Source organism: Bifidobacterium lemurum (assembly GCF_014898175.1).
Taxonomy (GTDB): domain Bacteria; phylum Actinomycetota; class Actinomycetes; order Actinomycetales; family Bifidobacteriaceae; genus Bifidobacterium; species Bifidobacterium lemurum.
This window is the reverse complement of sequence record NZ_CP062948.1, coordinates 308,502-325,196: the sequence shown is the minus strand read 5'-3', so window position 1 is coordinate 325,196 and position 16,695 is coordinate 308,502. Positions and strand designations below refer to the sequence as shown.

Annotated in this window: 26 protein-coding genes; 24 read left to right on the top strand and 2 right to left on the bottom strand. The window is 65.0% G+C overall.

The features are described from left to right. Window positions 1–139: 139 nt before the first annotated feature. Both BL8807_RS01355 and BL8807_RS01350 read left to right on the top strand, forming a co-directional pair. Complete coding sequence (locus BL8807_RS01355) at window positions 140–373, top strand: helix-turn-helix domain-containing protein (protein ID WP_072725717.1); 234 nt, start codon at window positions 140–142, stop codon at window positions 371–373. Beyond that, complete coding sequence (locus tag BL8807_RS01350; protein WP_143147985.1) at window positions 370–573, top strand: hypothetical protein; 204 nt, start codon at window positions 370–372, stop codon at window positions 571–573. The genes BL8807_RS01355 and BL8807_RS01350 overlap by 4 nt, the downstream gene beginning before the upstream one ends. 5 nt (window positions 574–578) lie before the next feature. Here BL8807_RS01350 and BL8807_RS01345 read toward each other — a convergent pair whose 3' ends face one another. Beyond that, window positions 579–1,190: a hypothetical protein gene (locus BL8807_RS01345; RefSeq protein ID WP_143147986.1), complete on the bottom strand. Its 612-nt coding sequence runs from the start codon at window positions 1,188–1,190 to the stop codon at window positions 579–581. A 16-nt stretch (window positions 1,191–1,206) separates the two neighbouring features. Between BL8807_RS01345 and BL8807_RS01340 the strand changes: the two genes are divergently transcribed. From BL8807_RS01340 to BL8807_RS01240, 21 genes are all read left to right on the top strand, one after another. After that, window positions 1,207–1,431: a hypothetical protein gene (locus BL8807_RS01340; protein WP_143147987.1), complete on the top strand. Its 225-nt coding sequence runs from the start codon at window positions 1,207–1,209 to the stop codon at window positions 1,429–1,431. Window positions 1,432–1,438: 7 nt separating this feature from the next. Next, window positions 1,439–1,585, top strand: coding sequence for a hypothetical protein (locus BL8807_RS01335; protein WP_162493613.1), 147 nt, complete (start codon window positions 1,439–1,441; stop codon window positions 1,583–1,585). Between the two features lie 121 nt (window positions 1,586–1,706). Then, window positions 1,707–1,898: a hypothetical protein gene (locus BL8807_RS01330; RefSeq protein WP_072725727.1), complete on the top strand. Its 192-nt coding sequence runs from the start codon at window positions 1,707–1,709 to the stop codon at window positions 1,896–1,898. Window positions 1,899–2,310: 412 nt separating this feature from the next. After that, window positions 2,311–2,592, top strand: a complete 282-nt coding sequence (locus BL8807_RS01325; protein WP_072725729.1) for a hypothetical protein — start codon at window positions 2,311–2,313, stop codon at window positions 2,590–2,592. Window positions 2,593–2,594: 2 nt separating this feature from the next. After that, window positions 2,595–2,951 (top strand): hypothetical protein, encoded by a 357-nt coding sequence (locus BL8807_RS01320; RefSeq protein WP_072725731.1) that lies wholly within the window; start codon window positions 2,595–2,597, stop codon window positions 2,949–2,951. A gap of 10 nt (window positions 2,952–2,961) precedes the next feature. Continuing rightward, complete coding sequence (locus BL8807_RS01315) at window positions 2,962–3,141, top strand: helix-turn-helix domain-containing protein (RefSeq protein ID WP_072725733.1); 180 nt, start codon at window positions 2,962–2,964, stop codon at window positions 3,139–3,141. Further along, complete coding sequence (locus BL8807_RS01310; RefSeq protein WP_072725735.1) at window positions 3,138–3,785, top strand: HNH endonuclease; 648 nt, start codon at window positions 3,138–3,140, stop codon at window positions 3,783–3,785. The genes BL8807_RS01315 and BL8807_RS01310 overlap by 4 nt, the downstream gene beginning before the upstream one ends. A 139-nt stretch (window positions 3,786–3,924) precedes the next feature. Beyond that, window positions 3,925–4,239 (top strand): hypothetical protein, encoded by a 315-nt coding sequence (locus BL8807_RS01305; protein ID WP_143147988.1) that lies wholly within the window; start codon window positions 3,925–3,927, stop codon window positions 4,237–4,239. Next, window positions 4,236–5,675, top strand: a complete 1,440-nt coding sequence (locus tag BL8807_RS01300) for a hypothetical protein (RefSeq protein WP_072725739.1) — start codon at window positions 4,236–4,238, stop codon at window positions 5,673–5,675. The genes BL8807_RS01305 and BL8807_RS01300 overlap by 4 nt, the downstream gene beginning before the upstream one ends. A 93-nt stretch (window positions 5,676–5,768) precedes the next feature. Next, window positions 5,769–6,893 (top strand): phage portal protein, encoded by a 1,125-nt coding sequence (locus tag BL8807_RS01295; RefSeq protein ID WP_072725742.1) that lies wholly within the window; start codon window positions 5,769–5,771, stop codon window positions 6,891–6,893. Continuing rightward, complete coding sequence (locus tag BL8807_RS01290) at window positions 6,883–8,466, top strand: HK97 family phage prohead protease (RefSeq protein ID WP_072725744.1); 1,584 nt, start codon at window positions 6,883–6,885, stop codon at window positions 8,464–8,466. Before BL8807_RS01295 ends, BL8807_RS01290 begins: the two co-directional genes overlap by 11 nt. Window positions 8,467–8,480: 14 nt before the next feature. Then, window positions 8,481–8,825, top strand: coding sequence for a hypothetical protein (locus BL8807_RS01285; RefSeq protein ID WP_072725746.1), 345 nt, complete (start codon window positions 8,481–8,483; stop codon window positions 8,823–8,825). Continuing rightward, on the top strand, window positions 8,822–9,178 hold the full coding sequence (locus BL8807_RS01280) for a hypothetical protein (RefSeq protein WP_072725748.1): 357 nt from the start codon (window positions 8,822–8,824) through the stop codon (window positions 9,176–9,178). Before BL8807_RS01285 ends, BL8807_RS01280 begins: the two co-directional genes overlap by 4 nt. 3 nt (window positions 9,179–9,181) lie before the next feature. Continuing rightward, window positions 9,182–9,592: a hypothetical protein gene (locus tag BL8807_RS01275; RefSeq protein WP_072725750.1), complete on the top strand. Its 411-nt coding sequence runs from the start codon at window positions 9,182–9,184 to the stop codon at window positions 9,590–9,592. A 1-nt stretch (window position 9,593) separates the two neighbouring features. After that, entirely contained in the window at window positions 9,594–9,980 is a 387-nt protein-coding gene (locus tag BL8807_RS01270) for an HK97-gp10 family putative phage morphogenesis protein (protein ID WP_072725752.1), read from the top strand. Between the two features lie 2 nt (window positions 9,981–9,982). Further along, the gene (locus BL8807_RS01265; RefSeq protein ID WP_072725754.1) at window positions 9,983–10,279 is read left to right on the top strand and encodes a hypothetical protein; all 297 of its coding nucleotides are present in this window, start codon (window positions 9,983–9,985) and stop codon (window positions 10,277–10,279) included. Window positions 10,280–10,459: 180 nt separating this feature from the next. Then, complete coding sequence (locus BL8807_RS01260; protein ID WP_072725756.1) at window positions 10,460–12,046, top strand: phage tail tape measure protein; 1,587 nt, start codon at window positions 10,460–10,462, stop codon at window positions 12,044–12,046. Then, the gene (locus BL8807_RS01255) at window positions 12,046–13,551 is read left to right on the top strand and encodes a hypothetical protein (RefSeq protein WP_072725758.1); all 1,506 of its coding nucleotides are present in this window, start codon (window positions 12,046–12,048) and stop codon (window positions 13,549–13,551) included. The genes BL8807_RS01260 and BL8807_RS01255 overlap by 1 nt, the downstream gene beginning before the upstream one ends. 3 nt (window positions 13,552–13,554) lie before the next feature. After that, a complete protein-coding gene (locus BL8807_RS01250; protein ID WP_083570210.1) occupies window positions 13,555–14,178 on the top strand; it encodes a hypothetical protein in 624 nt (207 codons plus the stop codon). A 26-nt stretch (window positions 14,179–14,204) separates the two neighbouring features. Next, window positions 14,205–14,555, top strand: coding sequence for a phage holin family protein (locus tag BL8807_RS01245; RefSeq protein WP_072725760.1), 351 nt, complete (start codon window positions 14,205–14,207; stop codon window positions 14,553–14,555). Then, complete coding sequence (locus BL8807_RS01240) at window positions 14,552–15,382, top strand: peptidoglycan recognition protein family protein (RefSeq protein WP_072725762.1); 831 nt, start codon at window positions 14,552–14,554, stop codon at window positions 15,380–15,382. The genes BL8807_RS01245 and BL8807_RS01240 overlap by 4 nt, the downstream gene beginning before the upstream one ends. On the opposite strand, the gene BL8807_RS01235 is transcribed toward BL8807_RS01240, so the two are convergent. Then, window positions 15,379–16,209 carry a tyrosine-type recombinase/integrase gene (locus BL8807_RS01235; RefSeq protein ID WP_072725765.1) on the bottom strand — a complete coding sequence of 277 codons (831 nt, stop codon included), beginning with the start codon at window positions 16,207–16,209 and terminating at the stop codon, window positions 15,379–15,381. The genes BL8807_RS01240 and BL8807_RS01235 overlap by 4 nt on opposite strands. 242 nt (window positions 16,210–16,451) lie before the next feature. Here BL8807_RS01235 and rpmE point away from each other — a divergent pair, with 242 nt between their 5' ends. Further along, a complete protein-coding gene (gene rpmE / locus BL8807_RS01230; protein WP_072725782.1) occupies window positions 16,452–16,664 on the top strand; it encodes a 50S ribosomal protein L31 in 213 nt (70 codons plus the stop codon). Window positions 16,665–16,695 lie beyond the last annotated feature (31 nt).

Below are 16,695 nucleotides of genomic sequence, written 5' to 3'. Positions count from 1 at the left end.
AACCGTTGTGGCTGTTGTGCTTATCGTTTGTGTAGTCATGCTTCACAGTATACAGCATGTAAAGCGTGACTACTCATATTCCGTCTATTTGAGCTCATAGAGTGTAAAGGCTAGCTTCTCAATGTGTATTATGTGAAGCATGACTTCTCAAATTGTCGCAAATGGTGCATGTGAAGCGGTAGACCTTCTGTGCCGTGAAAACAACGTGAGCCGTGCTGAGCTTGCCCGTGAGCTGCATATCACCAGATCGGCCATGTCTCAGAAGATGACCGGCAGAACCGTTTTTACGTTGCATCAAATCAGAAAGATTGCCGACTACTTCGGCGTGTCCGTGGACTCCCTGCTCGGCCGCGAGCCGTTGGAGGTGGCGTGATGGATTGGTCGGTTCTGCTTGTGGCCCCGTTAGCGTTGTGCGTCATAGTGGCCCTGCTGTTCGGGATTATCGACGGGCTTTACTCGATGATCGAGTCGTTTTTTGACTTCGATTGGTTTGGCCTGTTGCTGGGGAGCCTACTGTTTCTGTTTTCGCTGGGTGTTCCACTCGCTTTGTTGTACGGGTGGTTGCATCAATGAGATCATTAGCATATCCCGTTTCGGATGGCGCGGTATCCGTTTTTGCTGAGCCATCTTTCGGCGTTGTCCATTCCGTCTCCGTCTTTGGGGCGATTGGTTGTTTTGACTGTGCGTCGCTGTGGCGCTATGTCAGTGAATTTGCCGAACAGTTCGCCGCTTTTGTACTGCATTCGCTTACGAGTTTTGCGGTCGGGCTTGACGTAGGTTCTGATCCGGTTGGCGACCACGCCGAGCGCGTCGATACGGAATCGTTCGATGTGCCGGACATTGACGTTGTTGTGGGTCGTGTAGGACACCACGACGTCCTCGGCCCCGGTCAGGTAGAGGTTGAAGCTCTCGCCGGGCATGAGCACGTTGCTGGGTGTTTCAGAGCCGGTTGGAATCATTTTCGCCGATGCCGGCGGTTTGATGAACACGAATTGTATGAGCAGGCCGCATCCGCCGACGTTCTGGAACCGCACCATGCTGGTACCGTCCACGTCGCAGACCTTGCCGACGTTGAGCAGGCCATCCATGACGCGGGAGCGGTTGAGGTTCCAGGACGCTACCGCTGCAGCAAACGATATGCACGTGACCACGGACGCGGCGAGACCAATCCAATCCATCACTTCGTTCATGCCAATAAATCTACCAATGGAGGTGCTGATGCCGTATTTGAGTCCTGAGTCGAATCGCGACACGTTCGACGTGTCCTGCAACCTGGCCGGCCGCGCCGGCAACCCCTACAGGTTCCGTGTCGTCGCTTTTGTGCGCGGCCAGTTGTGGGATGTGGATGGGTTGTCGATGGGTGAGTTGGTGACGATCAACCGCGAGATCGCGCGGTCCATCAGGGAGGCCAGGCATGCGTGCGCTTTATAAGGGGTTCATGTGTTTCTGTGCCATATTCTGCGCTCTGATCCTCGCAGCTGTCGGCTTCTGGAGCGTCATGGGTGTGGCGCTGCTGTGTGGCGCGATGGTGGTCGCTGATGTGCCCGAGCGCGTGTCCGCCCGTGTGAATCAGGGTCGCGAATGAGGGGCGTGCGCAGGGTGTGCCAGTTTCTGGCGTTGCTGGTGGTGTCGCCGCTGGTGTTGCTGGCGTTCGGTGTCGCCATCGTGTTCGTTGGTTTGGATGATTTTCTGGGATGGAGCGACTGATGAGCGATGATAAGCCGCATTACGAGTTCGCGTCGGCCAAGACCTCGGCCGGCGCGCTGGCCCTGTTCATCACGCCCGTCATTGGACGGCGCCGGTTGCATACGCGGTCTTACGTTCTGCTGCCTGACGAGGTGCGCGCCCTGATCGCCTGCCTCGACATCCTGCCCGACCCAGACCCCGTGCCCGAGTAGGGCGAATCATGCCCGGTAATGGGCGAACGGCTGTGATGGGGCGTATCGGCTACCCCTAGCCATGCGAATTGCCCGGTTGAGCACGGGAAGTCGAGCCGCCTTACCTCGGCGGTATCTGCGAGACGAAAATGAGGTCACCGACCCAGCGAGTCGCCGGTTAAGGCGGAATCGGGCGGCATATCCGCGCTTTGAGTGTGTGCGTGGGGCTCGTTTGGGGACCATTCCCGGCGGCTTCGGCCGCTCTTGCGTTTCGATGGCTCGGCTCCGACCGAAACATGTGCGAGACCCGACCATGAGGCTTCTAGACCGAGACTGATTCCCTCGCGCCCCGGTCTGGAGGCTTCTTGGGTCTTGACCTCTCCAGCTCTCACCAACCGAAACCTACAAGAGAAACCAAGGAAGGACAAAGGATATGACGGGTGAGAACGCACAGCAACGCTACGAACACATGATGCGCACCGCCATCGCCAGGAACCTGCACAAGCTCTCGGCGTTCGTTGAATCGGGCGGCAAATGGGTCAGCCGTGAGGTGATGTGCAACTGGTGCGGCATGCAGGATCGTGAATTGCAGTACTGCTTCACCGCCGCGAACGTGCCCCGTTACGACCACAAACAGTTCCGCACCAAGATGTACGACGCTTCGGCCGCGTTGAAGGCACTGGCGTTGTGGTCGGGCATGAGGCAGTGGGCCTAATCATGGCTTCGCGCGTCAAACCCGGCATCGAGGAGGCGTTGAGCGTGTGGGCCGACCCATACGACGCCATGACCCTGCTGACGGACATCGCCGGCAGGGTCAAGGCCATGAGCGCGCAGGTCGGTTTGCAGGTCCTCCAACCGCAGGAGGCGCTCAAACCGTTGGGCCTTAAACGAGCCGTCGAGCTGGCCGCGCTGGCCGCCCAGTGGCCGGATATGGGCGTGGTCAAGTCCGGCGGCGCATGGTGTCTGGACGCGCGACAGTTTGGTTTGTGGGCCGAGGCTCGCGTGTCGGTGTTGAGGCGCAGGTGCGGCGGCCAGCCGTCCGCGCCGGCACCGCAGTCGCGGGCGTTGTATTAGGGAGGATTGCATGGCATCGAGTTACCTGACCCGTGCCGAGGTCGCCAGATTGCTGAATGTGAGCGTGGCGACGTTTGACCGCATGAGGGCGGATGGGCGGTTCGACGTGCATCCGGCCATGTGGGGCGGCGTGAGGTTGTACTACCTCAAGAGCGACGTGATCGGCTGGATGGGGAGGAATCGCAAATGAGCACCAGACGCAGGCAGATACCCGCCTCGGTCAGGGAGACGGTATTCAGGGCATACGGATCATCGTGCTGGCTGCGGTTTCCCGGATGCGACATAAGGGCCGACACGCTCGACCACATCTATCCCGACCGGTTGGACGGATCGGACATGCCGCGCAACCTGCGTCCCGCATGCCGGCACTGCAACTCGGCGCGCCACGACCGCCTGATCCAGGGGCGAGGCATCATGGCCGCCATCCACCTCACCACGCCATACGAGGACGGTGTGGCCGTGCCCGACGGCGCGCTGTTGCTGGACTGGAGGGACTGCTGGAGGATGGTCGGCGTGGACGGCAACACGGGCTGGATATTGATGCAGGGCATGTGGAGAGGCCTGGTCTACGAGGCGTTGCGCACGCCGAACATGATGCCGCTCGTGCTCGCGCCGCCGCCGGACACGACGGCATCGCAGGTGCGCGAATGGATACGACTCGGCTACCAGGTCGAGTGCGGGCCTATCGGCAAGCACACCGTGCGGGCCAGCTCGTGCGAGGCCGAGGCGAGGGCGTGGCAGTCGTGGCGGCGCTCGTGGCTCGGCCAGACCACCATCGACCGGCTCATGATCGAGCGCGAGGCCGACTGGCGTCGCTTCGGGCTGGTTTTTTAGAGACGCGCGCGCATCGAAATTAGCCCGCGCCTCTTTCGGTATCTCTCCGAACGGAGACAAAAAAATTCCGCGAACCGGCAAAGCACGCGGAATCATTGGGTTTGTTCACGATTGACTATCACATGATCGGAGGACAACCATGCCTGTTTTCGATGGGATGGAGGACGCCGGACGCGTCGTCGGCTACCAGGAACGGGCGATCGACGAGTTCACGGCCAAGTTCAGGGACGAACACGACGAGCTCGACGGCTATTCCAAGCTCCTGCTCTCTTCACTGAAATCAATCGCGCAGAATATCGACGTGCAGAACCGCAAGGGCCGTGAGATAAGCCGCAACGTCGCGAGCATGCTCGACCTGATCCGCCAACTGCACGAATGGGACGCCAAGGCCGCGACGGAGACAGGAGAGCTGCCCGACGAGACCAAGCGGCTGCTGGAGGCCATGAGCCTATGAGACACGAGGCCGAACCGAGATATCTGACGCCGCGGGACGAGTCGTTGGACACGGACGGCGGCGCGGTCGCGGCGGTGTCCGAGGCGTTGGGACACCCGCTGTTGCCGTGGCAGCGGCTCGTCGCGGACATCGCCGGCGAGTACCGCGTCGAGGACGGCAGGAAGATACTCACGCATCCGCGCGTGATCGTGACCGTGCCCCGCCAGGCGGGCAAGACCACGCTCGACGAGGCTAGGCATATACGCTCCCTGCTCATGGGCCCGAACCGCATGGGCTGGTACATCGCCCAGCGCGGCATGGACGCGACCGCGAGGTTCAAGCAGGTCGTGAAGGACATCCAGAAATCGCCCGCGCTGGCACCCTTGTTGGCCGATGTGAAATACTCGGCCGGCGACATGGGCCTGACGTTGGCCAACGGCAGCGTGTTCCGCCCCTCTCCGCCGACCGACAGCGCCGGCCATGGCTTCCAGGGCGACATGATCACGTTGGACGAGGCGTGGGCGTTCGACGCCAAGACGGGTCAGGCGCTGCTCCAGGCGTTCGTTCCGACCACCATCACCCGTCTACAGCTCATGGGACAGCAGCCGCAGCTGGTCATCATGAGCACCGAGGGCACGGCCGACAGCACGTTTCTGAACCCCATGCTGACGGAATGCCGTCGCGGCCTTGCCCCGAAAAGCTGGGCGTTCATCGACTACGGGCTCGGACTGGACGACGACCCCGAGGACTTGGACGCGGTGTGGCGCAGCCATCCGGGGGCCGGCCACCTGTTCAACCGCCGGCAATTGCAGGGGTTCCGCGACGAGTTCAAGGGCTCCCCGACCGGTTGGCGGCGAGCGTTCTGCAACATCCGCGACGACGGCAGCAATGAGCGCGTGTACACGCAGGACCTCTGGGACATCTCCTCGTGCGAGCCCATAGACCTTGACGGTTTGGAGCCGGGGACGTTCGCGTTCGGCGTCGCTGTGGACATCGACCAGTCCGCCACCAGCGTCGCCGTCGCCCACAACGGCAAGGACGGACTGCGCGCCGGCATGGTGCGCGTCCTGCCCGGCACGGCCGGCGCGCTCGAACTGCTGGCCGACCTGTCCGACCGCTACCACGCGCCCATAGCGCTCGACCCCAAGGGGCCCACAGCGCCGCTGGCCGACCGTCTGCGCCATGACGGCGTCTGCCGACTGGCCGACCTGCCCGCGACTGAACTGGGTATGACCGGCCTGACCTATCTCGAGATGCTGCGCCAGGGCACCGCGTTCCACGCGCCCGACGAGCGGCTCGACCAGAGCGTGGCCGTGGCCGTGCGCCGCTGGGCGGGCGACACCTGGTACCTCGACCGCCGCCAGTCGCCCGGCGACGTGAGTCCCATCGAGGCCGTCCAGCTCGCCGCTTGGGCGGCGCTGCACCCGCCCAAGCGCGTCCGTATGATGCTGTTCTGACGTGAGGACGTTTGAGGACGTTTGATGAGCTTTGAGGACGTTTGAGGACAGCCGGTTTGCCTCGGCGGCGCGCGGGCGCGCATCATGCGTGGCATGGGATTCAGAGACCGTTTCGCCAGCCTCATGGCCAGAAGCATGCCGGCCGTGACCGCCGCGCGGCGGGAAACGCCCGCGCCTCCGTCGCTCCCGGCCCGCATGCCCGCCGACCATGAGCCGACCGGCCTTATCCAGGTGTTCCGCGCCGTGCAGGTCCTCGAGACCGCCGTGAGCGCCCTGCCGATCGTGCAGCTCGACCGCGCCGGCCGCCAATCCATAGCCGACGGCATCGTCAACTCGCCCTCGCTGGATATGACGCGCCGCGAACTGGTGTCCTACCTCGTCGCCTGTCTCGCGACCGACGGCAACCTGTTCCTGCTCAAACGCCGCGTGGGCGACAAGGTCATCGACGTTATGCCGCTTCCGCCGCGCGAGGTAGCCGTCACCGACATGTCGGCCGACCCCCGACGCTCCGACATCCGCTACTCGTGGCGCGGTCTCACGTTCGGCCGCGAGGACGTGATCCACAAGCGGCTCGTGGCCGTCCCCGGCCGTCTGCGAGGGCTCGGCCCGATCGGCTCGTGCCGCGTCGAGCTGGAGGGCATGGCCGACACGCGCGATTTCGCCGCGAACTGGCGTGAGGAGGCTGGCGTGCCGTCCGGCATCTACACGACCGAGGTCGAAATCAGCGACGAGGAGGCCGACGACGCCAAACGGCGCATCATGTCTGCTAAAAGCGGCCAGCCGCTGGTCCTGGGAAAGAACGTGCGCTACGCGCGCACCCTGCTCAGCCCCGAGGACATGCAGTTCGTGCAATCGCGCCAGTTCGACGGCGTCCAGGTGGCCCGACTGTTCGGCATCCCCGCCAACCTCATGCTCACCGGCACCGACGGCTCCAGCCTGACCTACACCAACATCGAACAATCTTGGATCGAGTTCAGCTCGTACACGCTCGCCGCGTACGCCGACCCGATCTGCGAGGCCCTGGGCGAGCTCCTGCCCGGACGGCGCGCGGTCGCCATGGACTGGGACAGCTCCCGCCGCTCGGACACCGGCACCCGGTACGCCGCCTACAAGACCGCGCTCGAGGCCGGATTCCTGACCGTCGGCGAGGTGCGCGCCCGCGAGGGCCTCGCCCCGCTCGAAACCCAACCAGACAAGGAGACCAGCAATGCCCAATGACCTCATGGCCCGCCGCGAGCTCACCATAGGAGGCCTGTCCCTACGCGCATCCGATGCGAGCGGCGACGGACGCACCATCGAGGGCGTGGCCGTGCCGTTCAACACGCGCTACAAGCTTTGGGGCGACTACGCCGAGGTGTTCGATCCCGACACCGACTTCGGCTCGCGCCAGAGCGTCAAAATCAGCCGAGGACACGGCGACCTCATCGGCAAGGTGACCGACATGCGCGCCGAACCCGACGGACTGCACATCACCGCCCGCCTGTCCGACACCCCGAGCGCACGCGAGACGGCCCAGCTCATCCGCGACGGCGTCTACGACGGCCTATCTGTAGGCTTCGCCCCGGTCGAGAACCGCACGGAATACACCGACGACGGCATCACCGAGGTTCACCGGCGCAAGGTCGACCTATTCGAGGTCGCCGTGACCGGCATCCCCGCCTACCCCGACGCGGCCATCACCGGCCAGCGCGACGCGACCAACACGCAAACCACAACCACCACCACTGAAAGGAACACCACCATGAACATCGAGGACATCCTCGAGAAAATCCAGACCATGGACGAGCAGACGCGCTCGGCATTGGCCGACCTGTCCGCCCGCGTCGACAGGCCCGCGCCGTCCGCGCTCGGCTCCCAGTGGCGCTCGGCCGGCGACTACCTCAAAGCCCTTGAGGCGGGCGACGAGCAGGCCGTCGAATTCCAGCGCGACGCGCGCGACCTCATCACCAGCCCCGACGCGCACAACGCGAACGTGTGGGTCGCCGACCAGATCAGGCTCGTGCAGTCCCGCCGCAGCGTGGCCAACATGTTCGTCCACCAGGCGCTCCCCGCAAGCGGCATGACCGTGGAATACCTGACCCTGGGCACCGACACCATGAAGGTCGCCAAGCAGGCAACCGAAGGCGACGCCCTCGCGTTCGGCAAGGTCACGCTCAGCTCGCAGACCTCCAACGTCGAGACCTACGGCGGCTACACCACGCTGAGCCGCCAGGTCATCGAACGCTCGACCGCGCCCGCCCTGTCAACCGCGTTGCGCGCCATGACCATCGCCTACGCGACCGCGACCGAGACCGCCGCACGCGACTACCTCGCCTCCGCGATCGCCGGGGCCACGGCCAACCAGATCACCACCCCCGCCGCGCCGTCCTCACTGACGGCCGACCAGTGGATAGGCGTCATCATAGACGCGGCCGAGGCCGTCGACGCGCGAGGCGCGCAGATTGGCACACTCGCAGTCGGCAAGGACGTGTTCACCGCCATGGCCAAGCTCACCCGCTCAGGAAACGCCCTCATGGACGTGTCCGGCCGCGGCTCGGACACCATCGGCACCATGGACCTGAGCGACGTGACCGGCCAGGTGTTCCGCGTCGGCGTGCGCATGCTCCCCGGAGCCGCAGCGGACACCGCCGCGTTCATCGACCCCGAGGCATTGACCATGTGGGAGGCCGGCGGCCCCTTCCAGCTCCAGCAGATGAACGCGCGCGCCCTGACCGACGACTACGCCGTGTACGGCTACGCCGCGTTCGGCACCACGTTCCCCGGCGGCATCGCCCCGCTCGCCTCCGCCTGATCGCGAGACCGACCATGGCCGACGAACAGCAGAAGGACGAGCTGACCGAACGCCTCACGGCGTTCGTCGACGCCACCGACTTCGACGCGGACGCCATCGCGGACAGCCTCGAGACGGCCCGCGCCTACCTCGTCGCACGGTTCCCCACACGGTTCGAACAACTCGCCAAGCCCATCCGCGACGACATCGTCGTCACCGTCGCCGCGGACCTGTACGGGCAGAAGGACGCGAGAAGCGGCGTGATGGCCGTCGCCAGCACGGACAGCGTCCAACCGTTCCGCGTCAGCGGCGACCCCCTGCGCGCCGCGTGGCCGAAACTTCGGGCGGCCGGGCTCGCCGTCGGACTGGGGATCGCATGATCGCGGACGAAATCAGGGCACTGGCCGCCCAGCTCGAACACGCGGACATCATCGACCGCGCGGTGACCGACGCCGCGCAGGTCAAACCCGCGCAGGGCAGGGTCACCGCGCTCATCGGCCCGCCATCCATCCAATGGGAGCAATGGGACGAGCACGCCACGAGCTTCGACGTGTGGCTCATCGCCGGCACCATGGGCTCGCAGGCCGACGCGCTCGACTCCATCTACACAGCCATCGACCAGCTCGAAACCCTCCAGGAGGCGAACCTAATCCAAGCCGAGCCCGCCGGCTTCAAACGACCCAACGGCGACACGCTCGCCGCATACAAACTCCAAATCAACCGAGAGGAATAGATTATGCCAACCAAGAACAGGACGCTCGGCCCCGGCTCGCTCACCATCGGCGACACCGGCACCCCCAAGGACTTCAGCGGCGACTGCACCAACGTCACCGTGACCCCCGACACGAGCACCGACGACGACATCACCTACCTCGACGGCGGCACCGAAGGAGGCGCGCAGACCACCAGCTGGAAACTCGAGGGCACCCTCAAGGAGGACTACAGCGCCGACGGCCTCCAGGCATGGTGCCTCGAACACGCCGGAGAGACCCTGCCGTTCGTGTTCGTCCCCTCCGACAAGGGCACGCTCGAAATCAACGGCAACACCACCATCGCGCCCGTCGCGTTCGGCGGCGACGTGAAGTCCAAGAACGACATCGACTTCAGCTTCGCCGCGACCGATATCGCCACGGCGGCCAAGGCCTGACATGGGCGACTTCCGGCTCAGCCTGGACGCGCGAGGCCTCTCACGCCTCGCCCGCACCCTCAAACAGGCCGGCGCGGACATGCAGGACCTCAAGGCCGCCTACAAGCGGGCCAGCGACGCCGTCAAGCCACGCATCCAACAGGCCTCGCCATCACGGTCGGGCCGTCTGCGCTCCAGCATCCGCTCGGGAGCGACCCAACGGGCCGGCGTGGTGCGCGCCGGATCGAAACGCGTCCCCTACGCGGGACCAATCAACTTCGGCTGGCCGGGACACAACATCACCGGACAGCACTTCATGGGCGAGGGACTCGACGCCTCACGCGACGAGGTCGACGACATCTTCGCCCAGGCCATCGAAAAGGCGTTGAGCCAAGTGAAAGGAGAATAGCCATGGCCAAGACACGACCCATGACCATCACCATGGACGACGGCACCGAACACAAGGTGCCCATCACCGCGTTCGCGCAGATGAAAGCCGAGGACAAGGCCCAACGCGAGGGCTGGGCCGGAGGCTTCCAGAGCCTCAGGGCCACCATGTACGCCGCCTACTGGATGCTGCGGTCACGCCACCAGGTCACGGACGGCTTCGAGCGTTGGGCGTCGCACGTCGACGGCATCGCCGCACCCGCACCGGACGACGACACCGACGCCAACGACGACGGCGAGGACGACGACCCAAAATCCTAGACGCATGGCCCCAGGGGAGCCTGTGCGAGCTGAGCTGCGTGCTCGCGGCGCGCTTCGGCGGCACCCCATGGCAATGGCGCGCCCATGCCGACGAACGCGACTGGGGCACCGCCATGGCCCTCCTGGAAACAGAACAGGAACAGCTCGAGGAAACGGAACGCAAGACGGGGAGGTGAACGATTGGCATCGAAAAGCACGACCATCAAGGTCAACATCACCGGCGACGCGAGGGACGCGCTCAAGGCCATCAACCAGACCACCGGCGAGATGATGACCATGCAGCAGAAGACCAGCACAGCCGTCTCCGGCATGGCCAACGCCATCGCCTCGTCGGCCGTGGTCGGCAAGATCACCGAGATCGGCAAAGCCGCCATCGACGCGGCGGCCGACCTCGAACAGAGCATCGGCGGCGTGGACACCGTGTTCAAGGACGTGTCCGCGCAGGTGCACGCCTGGGCCGAGGACGCCGCCCAGACCCTCGGCCTGAGCCAGAACAGCTACAACGAGCTCGCCACCGTCATCGGCTCGCAGCTCAAGAACGCCGGCATGAGCATGGACGATGTCGCCGGCAAGACCAACGACCTCATCACCCTCGGCGCCGACCTCAGCTCGATGTTCGGTGGCACGACCACACAGGCCGTCGAGGCGTTGAGCTCCGCGCTCAAGGGAGAGATGGACCCCATCGAGGCGTACGGTGTGAGCCTCAACGACGCCACATTGAAGGCGCAGGCCGCCTCGATGGGACTGGGAGACCTGTACGCGGCAGGCGACCGCAACGCCAAAATGCAGGCCACCCTGGCCGCGATCACCCAGCAGACCGGCGACGCTACCGGCAACTTCGGCAAAGAGGCCGACACCGCCCAAGGCCAGCAGCAGCGGCTCAACGCCATGTGGGAGAACGCGCAGGCCGCGCTCGGCCAACAGCTCCTGCCCGTCGTGACCGCAGTCACCCAGAAACTCACCGAAATGGTCTCATGGGTGCAACAGAACAGCGCATGGCTCACCCCATTGGCGGTCGTGGTCGGCGTGGTCGCCGCCGCGATCATCGGAGTCAACGCCGCCATGAGCGCATACGCGGCCGTCGCCGCCATCGTCGCCGTCGCCCAGGGAGCCGTCAACGTGGCGTTCCTGCCCGTCGCTGCCATCATCGCTGCCATAGTCGCGGCGATCGTCCTGCTCGCCGCCAACTGGGAGACCGTCAAGAGCGTGGCCATGAGGTGCGCGCAGGCCATCAGCGACAAATGGAACGAGTTCAAAACATGGTTCGGCGGCATCGTGGACAGCATCGCCAACACGGGCAAGGCCGTGTGGGACAAGATAGCCGCGCCGGCCAAGACCGCCGTCGACAGGATCGGAGGATTCTTCAACGGCCTCAAGGATTCCGTGCTCGGAGTGTTCGACGACATCGTGGGAGCCATCAAGGGCGCATGGGACTGGGTCACCGGCCTATGGGACAAAATCACCGGCGCGTCCAACGCCGCAGCGTCCGTGTCCGCGCAGGCATCGGGCGCGAGCATGGAGCCCGTCGCGTACGCCGCCTACCAGCCCGCAAGGGCGGTCAGCCTCATGTCACGCACGCGCCCCGCCGGCGTCGCCTCGCGCGCCGTGGCCGCATGGTCAGCAAGCTCGCAAACCCGGCCGACCGTCCGCGAGGACCATGTGACCATCAACGTGCGGTTCGACGGACTCGTGACCGACCCCGAGGCCGTCGCCAGGGAAATCAGGAAAATCACCCGCGACTACGACCGCAAGCGAGGCAACCGATAATGCAGCTTCCCTACATGTATCTCGAAATAGGCGGCGTGCTGACCGACATCACCGACCACGACAACGCCATCGCGTCGCTCGCCTCGTTTTCCGTCGATTGGGGCACGGACTCGCCCGACAGCCAGCCCGAACCGAGCGTGCTGACCTTCAGCCTGCGTGACCGGACCGGCGCGCTGGCGGGCCGTGCGACCGAGCTCATGGGCTCGCGCGTGGTGCTCTACCTGACCGCGCCTCCCACCTGGGCGGACATGACGCGGATGGGCGCGTGGGCCGACCAAGGCACGGCCACGTTGGCCACGCTGCACCAGCGGTACCGTCCCATGTCCGCCGTCCAGCCGGACCCGCTCATGCCGGTCGTGTTCGCCGGCGAGATCCAATCCGGCGGCACCGTCACCCAACGCGCCGACGACAAGGGCTGGCTTATCGAATTGAGCGCGTCGAGCCAGCTGATCACATGGAAACGCATGCAGAAGCAGGGGCCGGTATCCTCGGCGGCGAAATACGAGGGCCAGCATTGGGTCGGCACGCCCGCCAGCCGGTTGGAGACCCTCAACACGAGGGCCTCCGAGGCTGGAGCGCCGACCGCCAGCACAGGGGACCTCTCCCTGCCCAACGCCGTCGCCGCGTACGAGACGAACAGCAGTCCGAGCCAGCTCGACCTCCTGCACAGGCTGTTCGCGCACGACCACCGTCTGCCCCTGTGGTATGAGCGTCCCCGGTGGACGCGCTCGACCATCGAGCCGACGGACCTAACTACGCCGGTCACGCTCACGGCGACATCGGACGGGCGCATGCTCGCCGTCCGGGGCGACCGGACGGGCGTGTGCCTCGACGCGGGCAAGGTCACCGCCGACGCGAGCCTGGAGATCAGCGAGCCCGTCACTCAGGTCACCGTCACCGCCAAAGCGGCCAAAGCGTCGGACGGCAAGCTCGAATGGGAGGAATCGGAATTAATCTACGGCGGCCGAGGCCGCCTGCCCGATAATCTGACCCGCCTGCAATCCAGCGTCACCAAGGAGTCGGACGCGGTGGTGGCGGACGAATCGGGCGGACTGCTCGACGGGGGTACGACCGCGCTCACCGACGCGCAACGCGAGCAGGCGGCCGCGTGGCTCGCCGCCTGGGACACCCGCCTGAAACCTGAGACCGTGACCATCGACGCGCTCGACATCGACCCAGCCAACCAGCCCGACCTCTACCGGTGCTATCCGCCCCCGCCCATCACGTTCGACGGCAGTCGATTCCACCGGCTCTCCGCCGGCGACGGCCAGCCTGCCTTCTCGGCCGCGTGGCTCGCCATCGGCGGACTGCTCGGCTTCGACTGGGTGGGCGGCCGTCCCCGCCTGCGCCACGAACTGACCATCATCCCCCTGCCCCACGCGGCGGCCACCAGTCCGATCCCATGGTCCGGGCTCGACGGCTGGACCGCCCAATGGCAGTCGGTCCGCTACTCGTGGACCGAGCTCGCCGCCATCAGCACCGTCACCAAAACCAAGGAAGGATAAATCATGTCCACCACGTCACTCTATGGCCTCTACTCGCCCGACCCCAGCGACCTCGTGTCCGAAGCGCCCGAGCAATTCGCGCAGATGTGCCAAAGCATCGAAACCGCATTGCACGAGATCGACCAGCGGGCCACGCCCGAAGGGACCGCGCCCGTGATTGCGCAGACCTACGAGGCGCTGGCCGGCATGACCGGCGTGATCGGGCAGACGGGCTACGTCACCGCCGACGCGACCGAGTCGCTCAACGGCCCCTACGTGTGGTCCGGGAGTGTGTGGACCCGTGTGTGGACGCGCGCGGACGCGGACACCGACATGTCTCCCGTGGACTGCGTGCCCTCGAACCTCGCGTCGTACGGCACCTGCACCGTCGTGAAGAAGCAGGGATGGGTGCATATGGCGCTCAACTGGAAATCGAGCGCGTCCGCCTCGTGGGGGTCGGGCGACATCGGGACCGTGCCCGAGGGGTACCGGCCGCCGTGGCGCGTCGAGTTCTCGCCCGTGGTGTCGAACGAGGTCAACAACAAGATGGTCTACATCACCACGGACGGCAAGATCGGCTACTCGAACCGCGGCGGCGCGCAGGACAGCACCGGGTTCAGCGGCAACTTCAGCTGGCCTCTCGCATAACCAATACAGGAGAAAGGAAACCCATCATGGACAAGACGGAGATCGCGGCGCTGGCCGTGGTCGGCGTGCTCATCTGCCTCGACTACCTCACCGGTCTGATGAAGGCCGCCATGCGGCACGACATCTCATCGGAGAAGATGCGCGAGGGCCTGTGGCACAAGAGCGGGCTCGTGCTGGTCATGGTATTGGCCATGGTCATCGAGCACGCCCAGCAGGTCATCGACCTCGGCTTCGCCGTGCCTTTGGTCGTGCCGGCCGGCGTGTACATCGCCCTGACCGAGACGGCCAGCATCCTCGAGAACCTCGCGACCATCAACCCCGAACTCGCCGACAGTCCCGTGCTGAAACTGTTCCGGTCCAGCAAGGAGGCGGAATGAGCGTCATCAAGAAGGCAATCGTCAGCCAGGGCAGCGGGCCGCTGAACCCGTCCTACTTCTGCGTCCACTCGACCGCGAACCCCGGGGCCACGGCCGCGAACCACGTCACCTACTGGTCGCGCAACCCGACCATCCCCATGGCCCACCTCGTGTCTGACTGGACCGAGGCGTACCACACCGTGCCCTACGACCGGCTCGTGGCCCACGTGGGCAACGGCAACAGCCTGTGCGAGGGCCTCGAGATATGCGAGGCGACCAACGAGACGGACTTCCAGCGCGGCATCCAGATCGCCGCGCAGGTCGTGCGCGAACGGCTCGCCGCGCGCGGCTGGGACACGGGCCGGCTCATCTGCCACGACGAGGCCTGCCGCATGTGGGGCGGCACCGACCACACAGACCCTATTCCCTACTTCACCAAGTGGGGATACTCATGGGACCAATTCAAACAACTAGTGCAAGGAGGAACCGACATGGCAATCACCACCGACGAGGCCAAGCAGATCGCGGCCGAGGTCTGGAGCTACCAATACGACCCCAACCAACCCAACATGTACAACGCCGTCCAATACGAGATGGGCGGCAAAATCTGGGGCTACGACTACAAGAAGAGCGCCCCGGGCGGCAACGTGTACAACACGCTCGTGTACGAGACACAGGGCCAGCTCAAGGAGCTCAAGACCATGGTCACCGCCCAGACCGCCGCCATCGAGGCCCTGTCCAAAAGCATGGGAGCCGATCCCCAGCAGATCGCCAAGGCCGTCCAGGACGCCGTCAAGGCCAAACTCGACGCGCTGGAGATCACCGTCACCGCCACCGACGGCGACTAACCAGCCAGCGTGACCGCACCCAGGGCGGCACGCAACCGTGAGTCGGGCATGGCCACGTACGCCATCGTCGTCTTGACGCTCGCATGCCCCAGCAAGCGAGAGACAAGATAGATGTCGTGCGTGGCCTCGTACGTTGTGGTCGCGTACCGATGTCGCAGGCTGTGCGCGGTCCATGGCCCGCCCAGCAGTCGCGTCAAATGATTGCTGACATAGCTGACCTCGACGTGGCCTTGCCAGCGTCCCGGCAGCAACCATCCGTCGCGCGACGCGATTTCGCGGGCGAGGTCGTCGGCTATGGGCACGATGCGTTGCACGTCGCCTTTGCCGCGCACAATCAATGATTTGCCGATTAGGTCGTCCATCACGTCATCGCTATGCACGCGCGCGATTTCGCATCGCCTTAGACCGCATTCCGCGCCCAACCGCAGCATAATCACTTCGTCCGGTGTCGCTCTGCCGAGTGCAGCCAGGATGACCTTATCGGGACATGGATGTGGGTGTGGGCGCGGTTGTTTGATGTGGGGGAGCGACGTTGTCGGATCCTCGGAGATGATGCCTCGACCGGCCGCCCATTGGAAATAGCCGGCCAGCGTTGCTCTGATTCCTTTGCGGGTCTCGGCCGCCAAGCCGTCCCGCCCCAACCACATCTCGCAATCCTCGACCGTCACGCGGGCCGGCGGCTTGCCCACCCAAGCCGCGAAACTCCTAAGTTTGCGCCGCCTTGTACTGATAGTCGACTCGGCCCGTCCCGCCGCCCTCAGCGACACCAGCCATGCCTCGGCCGAAACCGTCCAGTCGGACGGGAACTTGAATTGTTTCATTGCCATAATGACCACCTCCTTGTGGTCATGTCCTAATTAGGCGGCGAGTGTGAGATAGTCAATAATGCGGGAGCGCAGGGGCTTGGACCCTGGACCCGCCGGTCCAGGGTCCAAGCCCCTGCAGCCCCACTCGTTCCTTCGCGCCTCGCGTAAATCTTGAGGTGGGCGTACAATCCCATAGGTTCCGGTTCACGCCTGCCACAGGGGCATGGCGACCCGGGTCCCCCGAATCCCTTAGGAGACACACCATGAAGCAGGGTATCCATCCCGATTATCATGCCGTCGAGGTTCTGTGCTCGTGCGGCAACACCTTCGTCACCCGTTCCACCGCCAATGGCGATCATATGACGGCCGACGTGTGCTCGAAGTGCCACCCCTTCTACACCGGCAAGCAGAAGATCCTCGACACCGGCGGCCGCGTCGCCCGTTTCGAGAAGCGCTACGGCAAGAAGACCAAGTAGCATACTTCACGCCAGTCCGCTCGGTAAGGCG

Coding starts and splice junctions, on each gene's coding strand:
- BL8807_RS01355 (WP_072725717.1), top strand. CDS start 140: ATGACTTCTCAAATTGTCGCAAATGGTGCATGTGAAGCGGTAGACCTT.
- BL8807_RS01345 (WP_143147986.1), bottom strand. CDS start 1,190: ATGAACGAAGTGATGGATTGGATTGGTCTCGCCGCGTCCGTGGTCACG.
- BL8807_RS01340 (WP_143147987.1), top strand. CDS start 1,207: ATGGAGGTGCTGATGCCGTATTTGAGTCCTGAGTCGAATCGCGACACG.
- BL8807_RS01335 (WP_162493613.1), top strand. CDS start 1,439: ATGTGTTTCTGTGCCATATTCTGCGCTCTGATCCTCGCAGCTGTCGGC.
- BL8807_RS01330 (WP_072725727.1), top strand. CDS start 1,707: ATGAGCGATGATAAGCCGCATTACGAGTTCGCGTCGGCCAAGACCTCG.
- BL8807_RS01325 (WP_072725729.1), top strand. CDS start 2,311: ATGACGGGTGAGAACGCACAGCAACGCTACGAACACATGATGCGCACC.
- BL8807_RS01320 (WP_072725731.1), top strand. CDS start 2,595: ATGGCTTCGCGCGTCAAACCCGGCATCGAGGAGGCGTTGAGCGTGTGG.
- BL8807_RS01315 (WP_072725733.1), top strand. CDS start 2,962: ATGGCATCGAGTTACCTGACCCGTGCCGAGGTCGCCAGATTGCTGAAT.
- BL8807_RS01310 (WP_072725735.1), top strand. CDS start 3,138: ATGAGCACCAGACGCAGGCAGATACCCGCCTCGGTCAGGGAGACGGTA.
- BL8807_RS01305 (WP_143147988.1), top strand. CDS start 3,925: ATGCCTGTTTTCGATGGGATGGAGGACGCCGGACGCGTCGTCGGCTAC.
- BL8807_RS01300 (WP_072725739.1), top strand. CDS start 4,236: ATGAGACACGAGGCCGAACCGAGATATCTGACGCCGCGGGACGAGTCG.
- BL8807_RS01295 (WP_072725742.1), top strand. CDS start 5,769: ATGGGATTCAGAGACCGTTTCGCCAGCCTCATGGCCAGAAGCATGCCG.
- BL8807_RS01290 (WP_072725744.1), top strand. CDS start 6,883: ATGCCCAATGACCTCATGGCCCGCCGCGAGCTCACCATAGGAGGCCTG.
- BL8807_RS01285 (WP_072725746.1), top strand. CDS start 8,481: ATGGCCGACGAACAGCAGAAGGACGAGCTGACCGAACGCCTCACGGCG.
- BL8807_RS01280 (WP_072725748.1), top strand. CDS start 8,822: ATGATCGCGGACGAAATCAGGGCACTGGCCGCCCAGCTCGAACACGCG.
- BL8807_RS01275 (WP_072725750.1), top strand. CDS start 9,182: ATGCCAACCAAGAACAGGACGCTCGGCCCCGGCTCGCTCACCATCGGC.
- BL8807_RS01270 (WP_072725752.1), top strand. CDS start 9,594: ATGGGCGACTTCCGGCTCAGCCTGGACGCGCGAGGCCTCTCACGCCTC.
- BL8807_RS01265 (WP_072725754.1), top strand. CDS start 9,983: ATGGCCAAGACACGACCCATGACCATCACCATGGACGACGGCACCGAA.
- BL8807_RS01255 (WP_072725758.1), top strand. CDS start 12,046: ATGCAGCTTCCCTACATGTATCTCGAAATAGGCGGCGTGCTGACCGAC.
- BL8807_RS01250 (WP_083570210.1), top strand. CDS start 13,555: ATGTCCACCACGTCACTCTATGGCCTCTACTCGCCCGACCCCAGCGAC.
- BL8807_RS01245 (WP_072725760.1), top strand. CDS start 14,205: ATGGACAAGACGGAGATCGCGGCGCTGGCCGTGGTCGGCGTGCTCATC.
- BL8807_RS01240 (WP_072725762.1), top strand. CDS start 14,552: ATGAGCGTCATCAAGAAGGCAATCGTCAGCCAGGGCAGCGGGCCGCTG.
- BL8807_RS01235 (WP_072725765.1), bottom strand. CDS start 16,209: ATGGCAATGAAACAATTCAAGTTCCCGTCCGACTGGACGGTTTCGGCC.
- rpmE (WP_072725782.1), top strand. CDS start 16,452: ATGAAGCAGGGTATCCATCCCGATTATCATGCCGTCGAGGTTCTGTGC.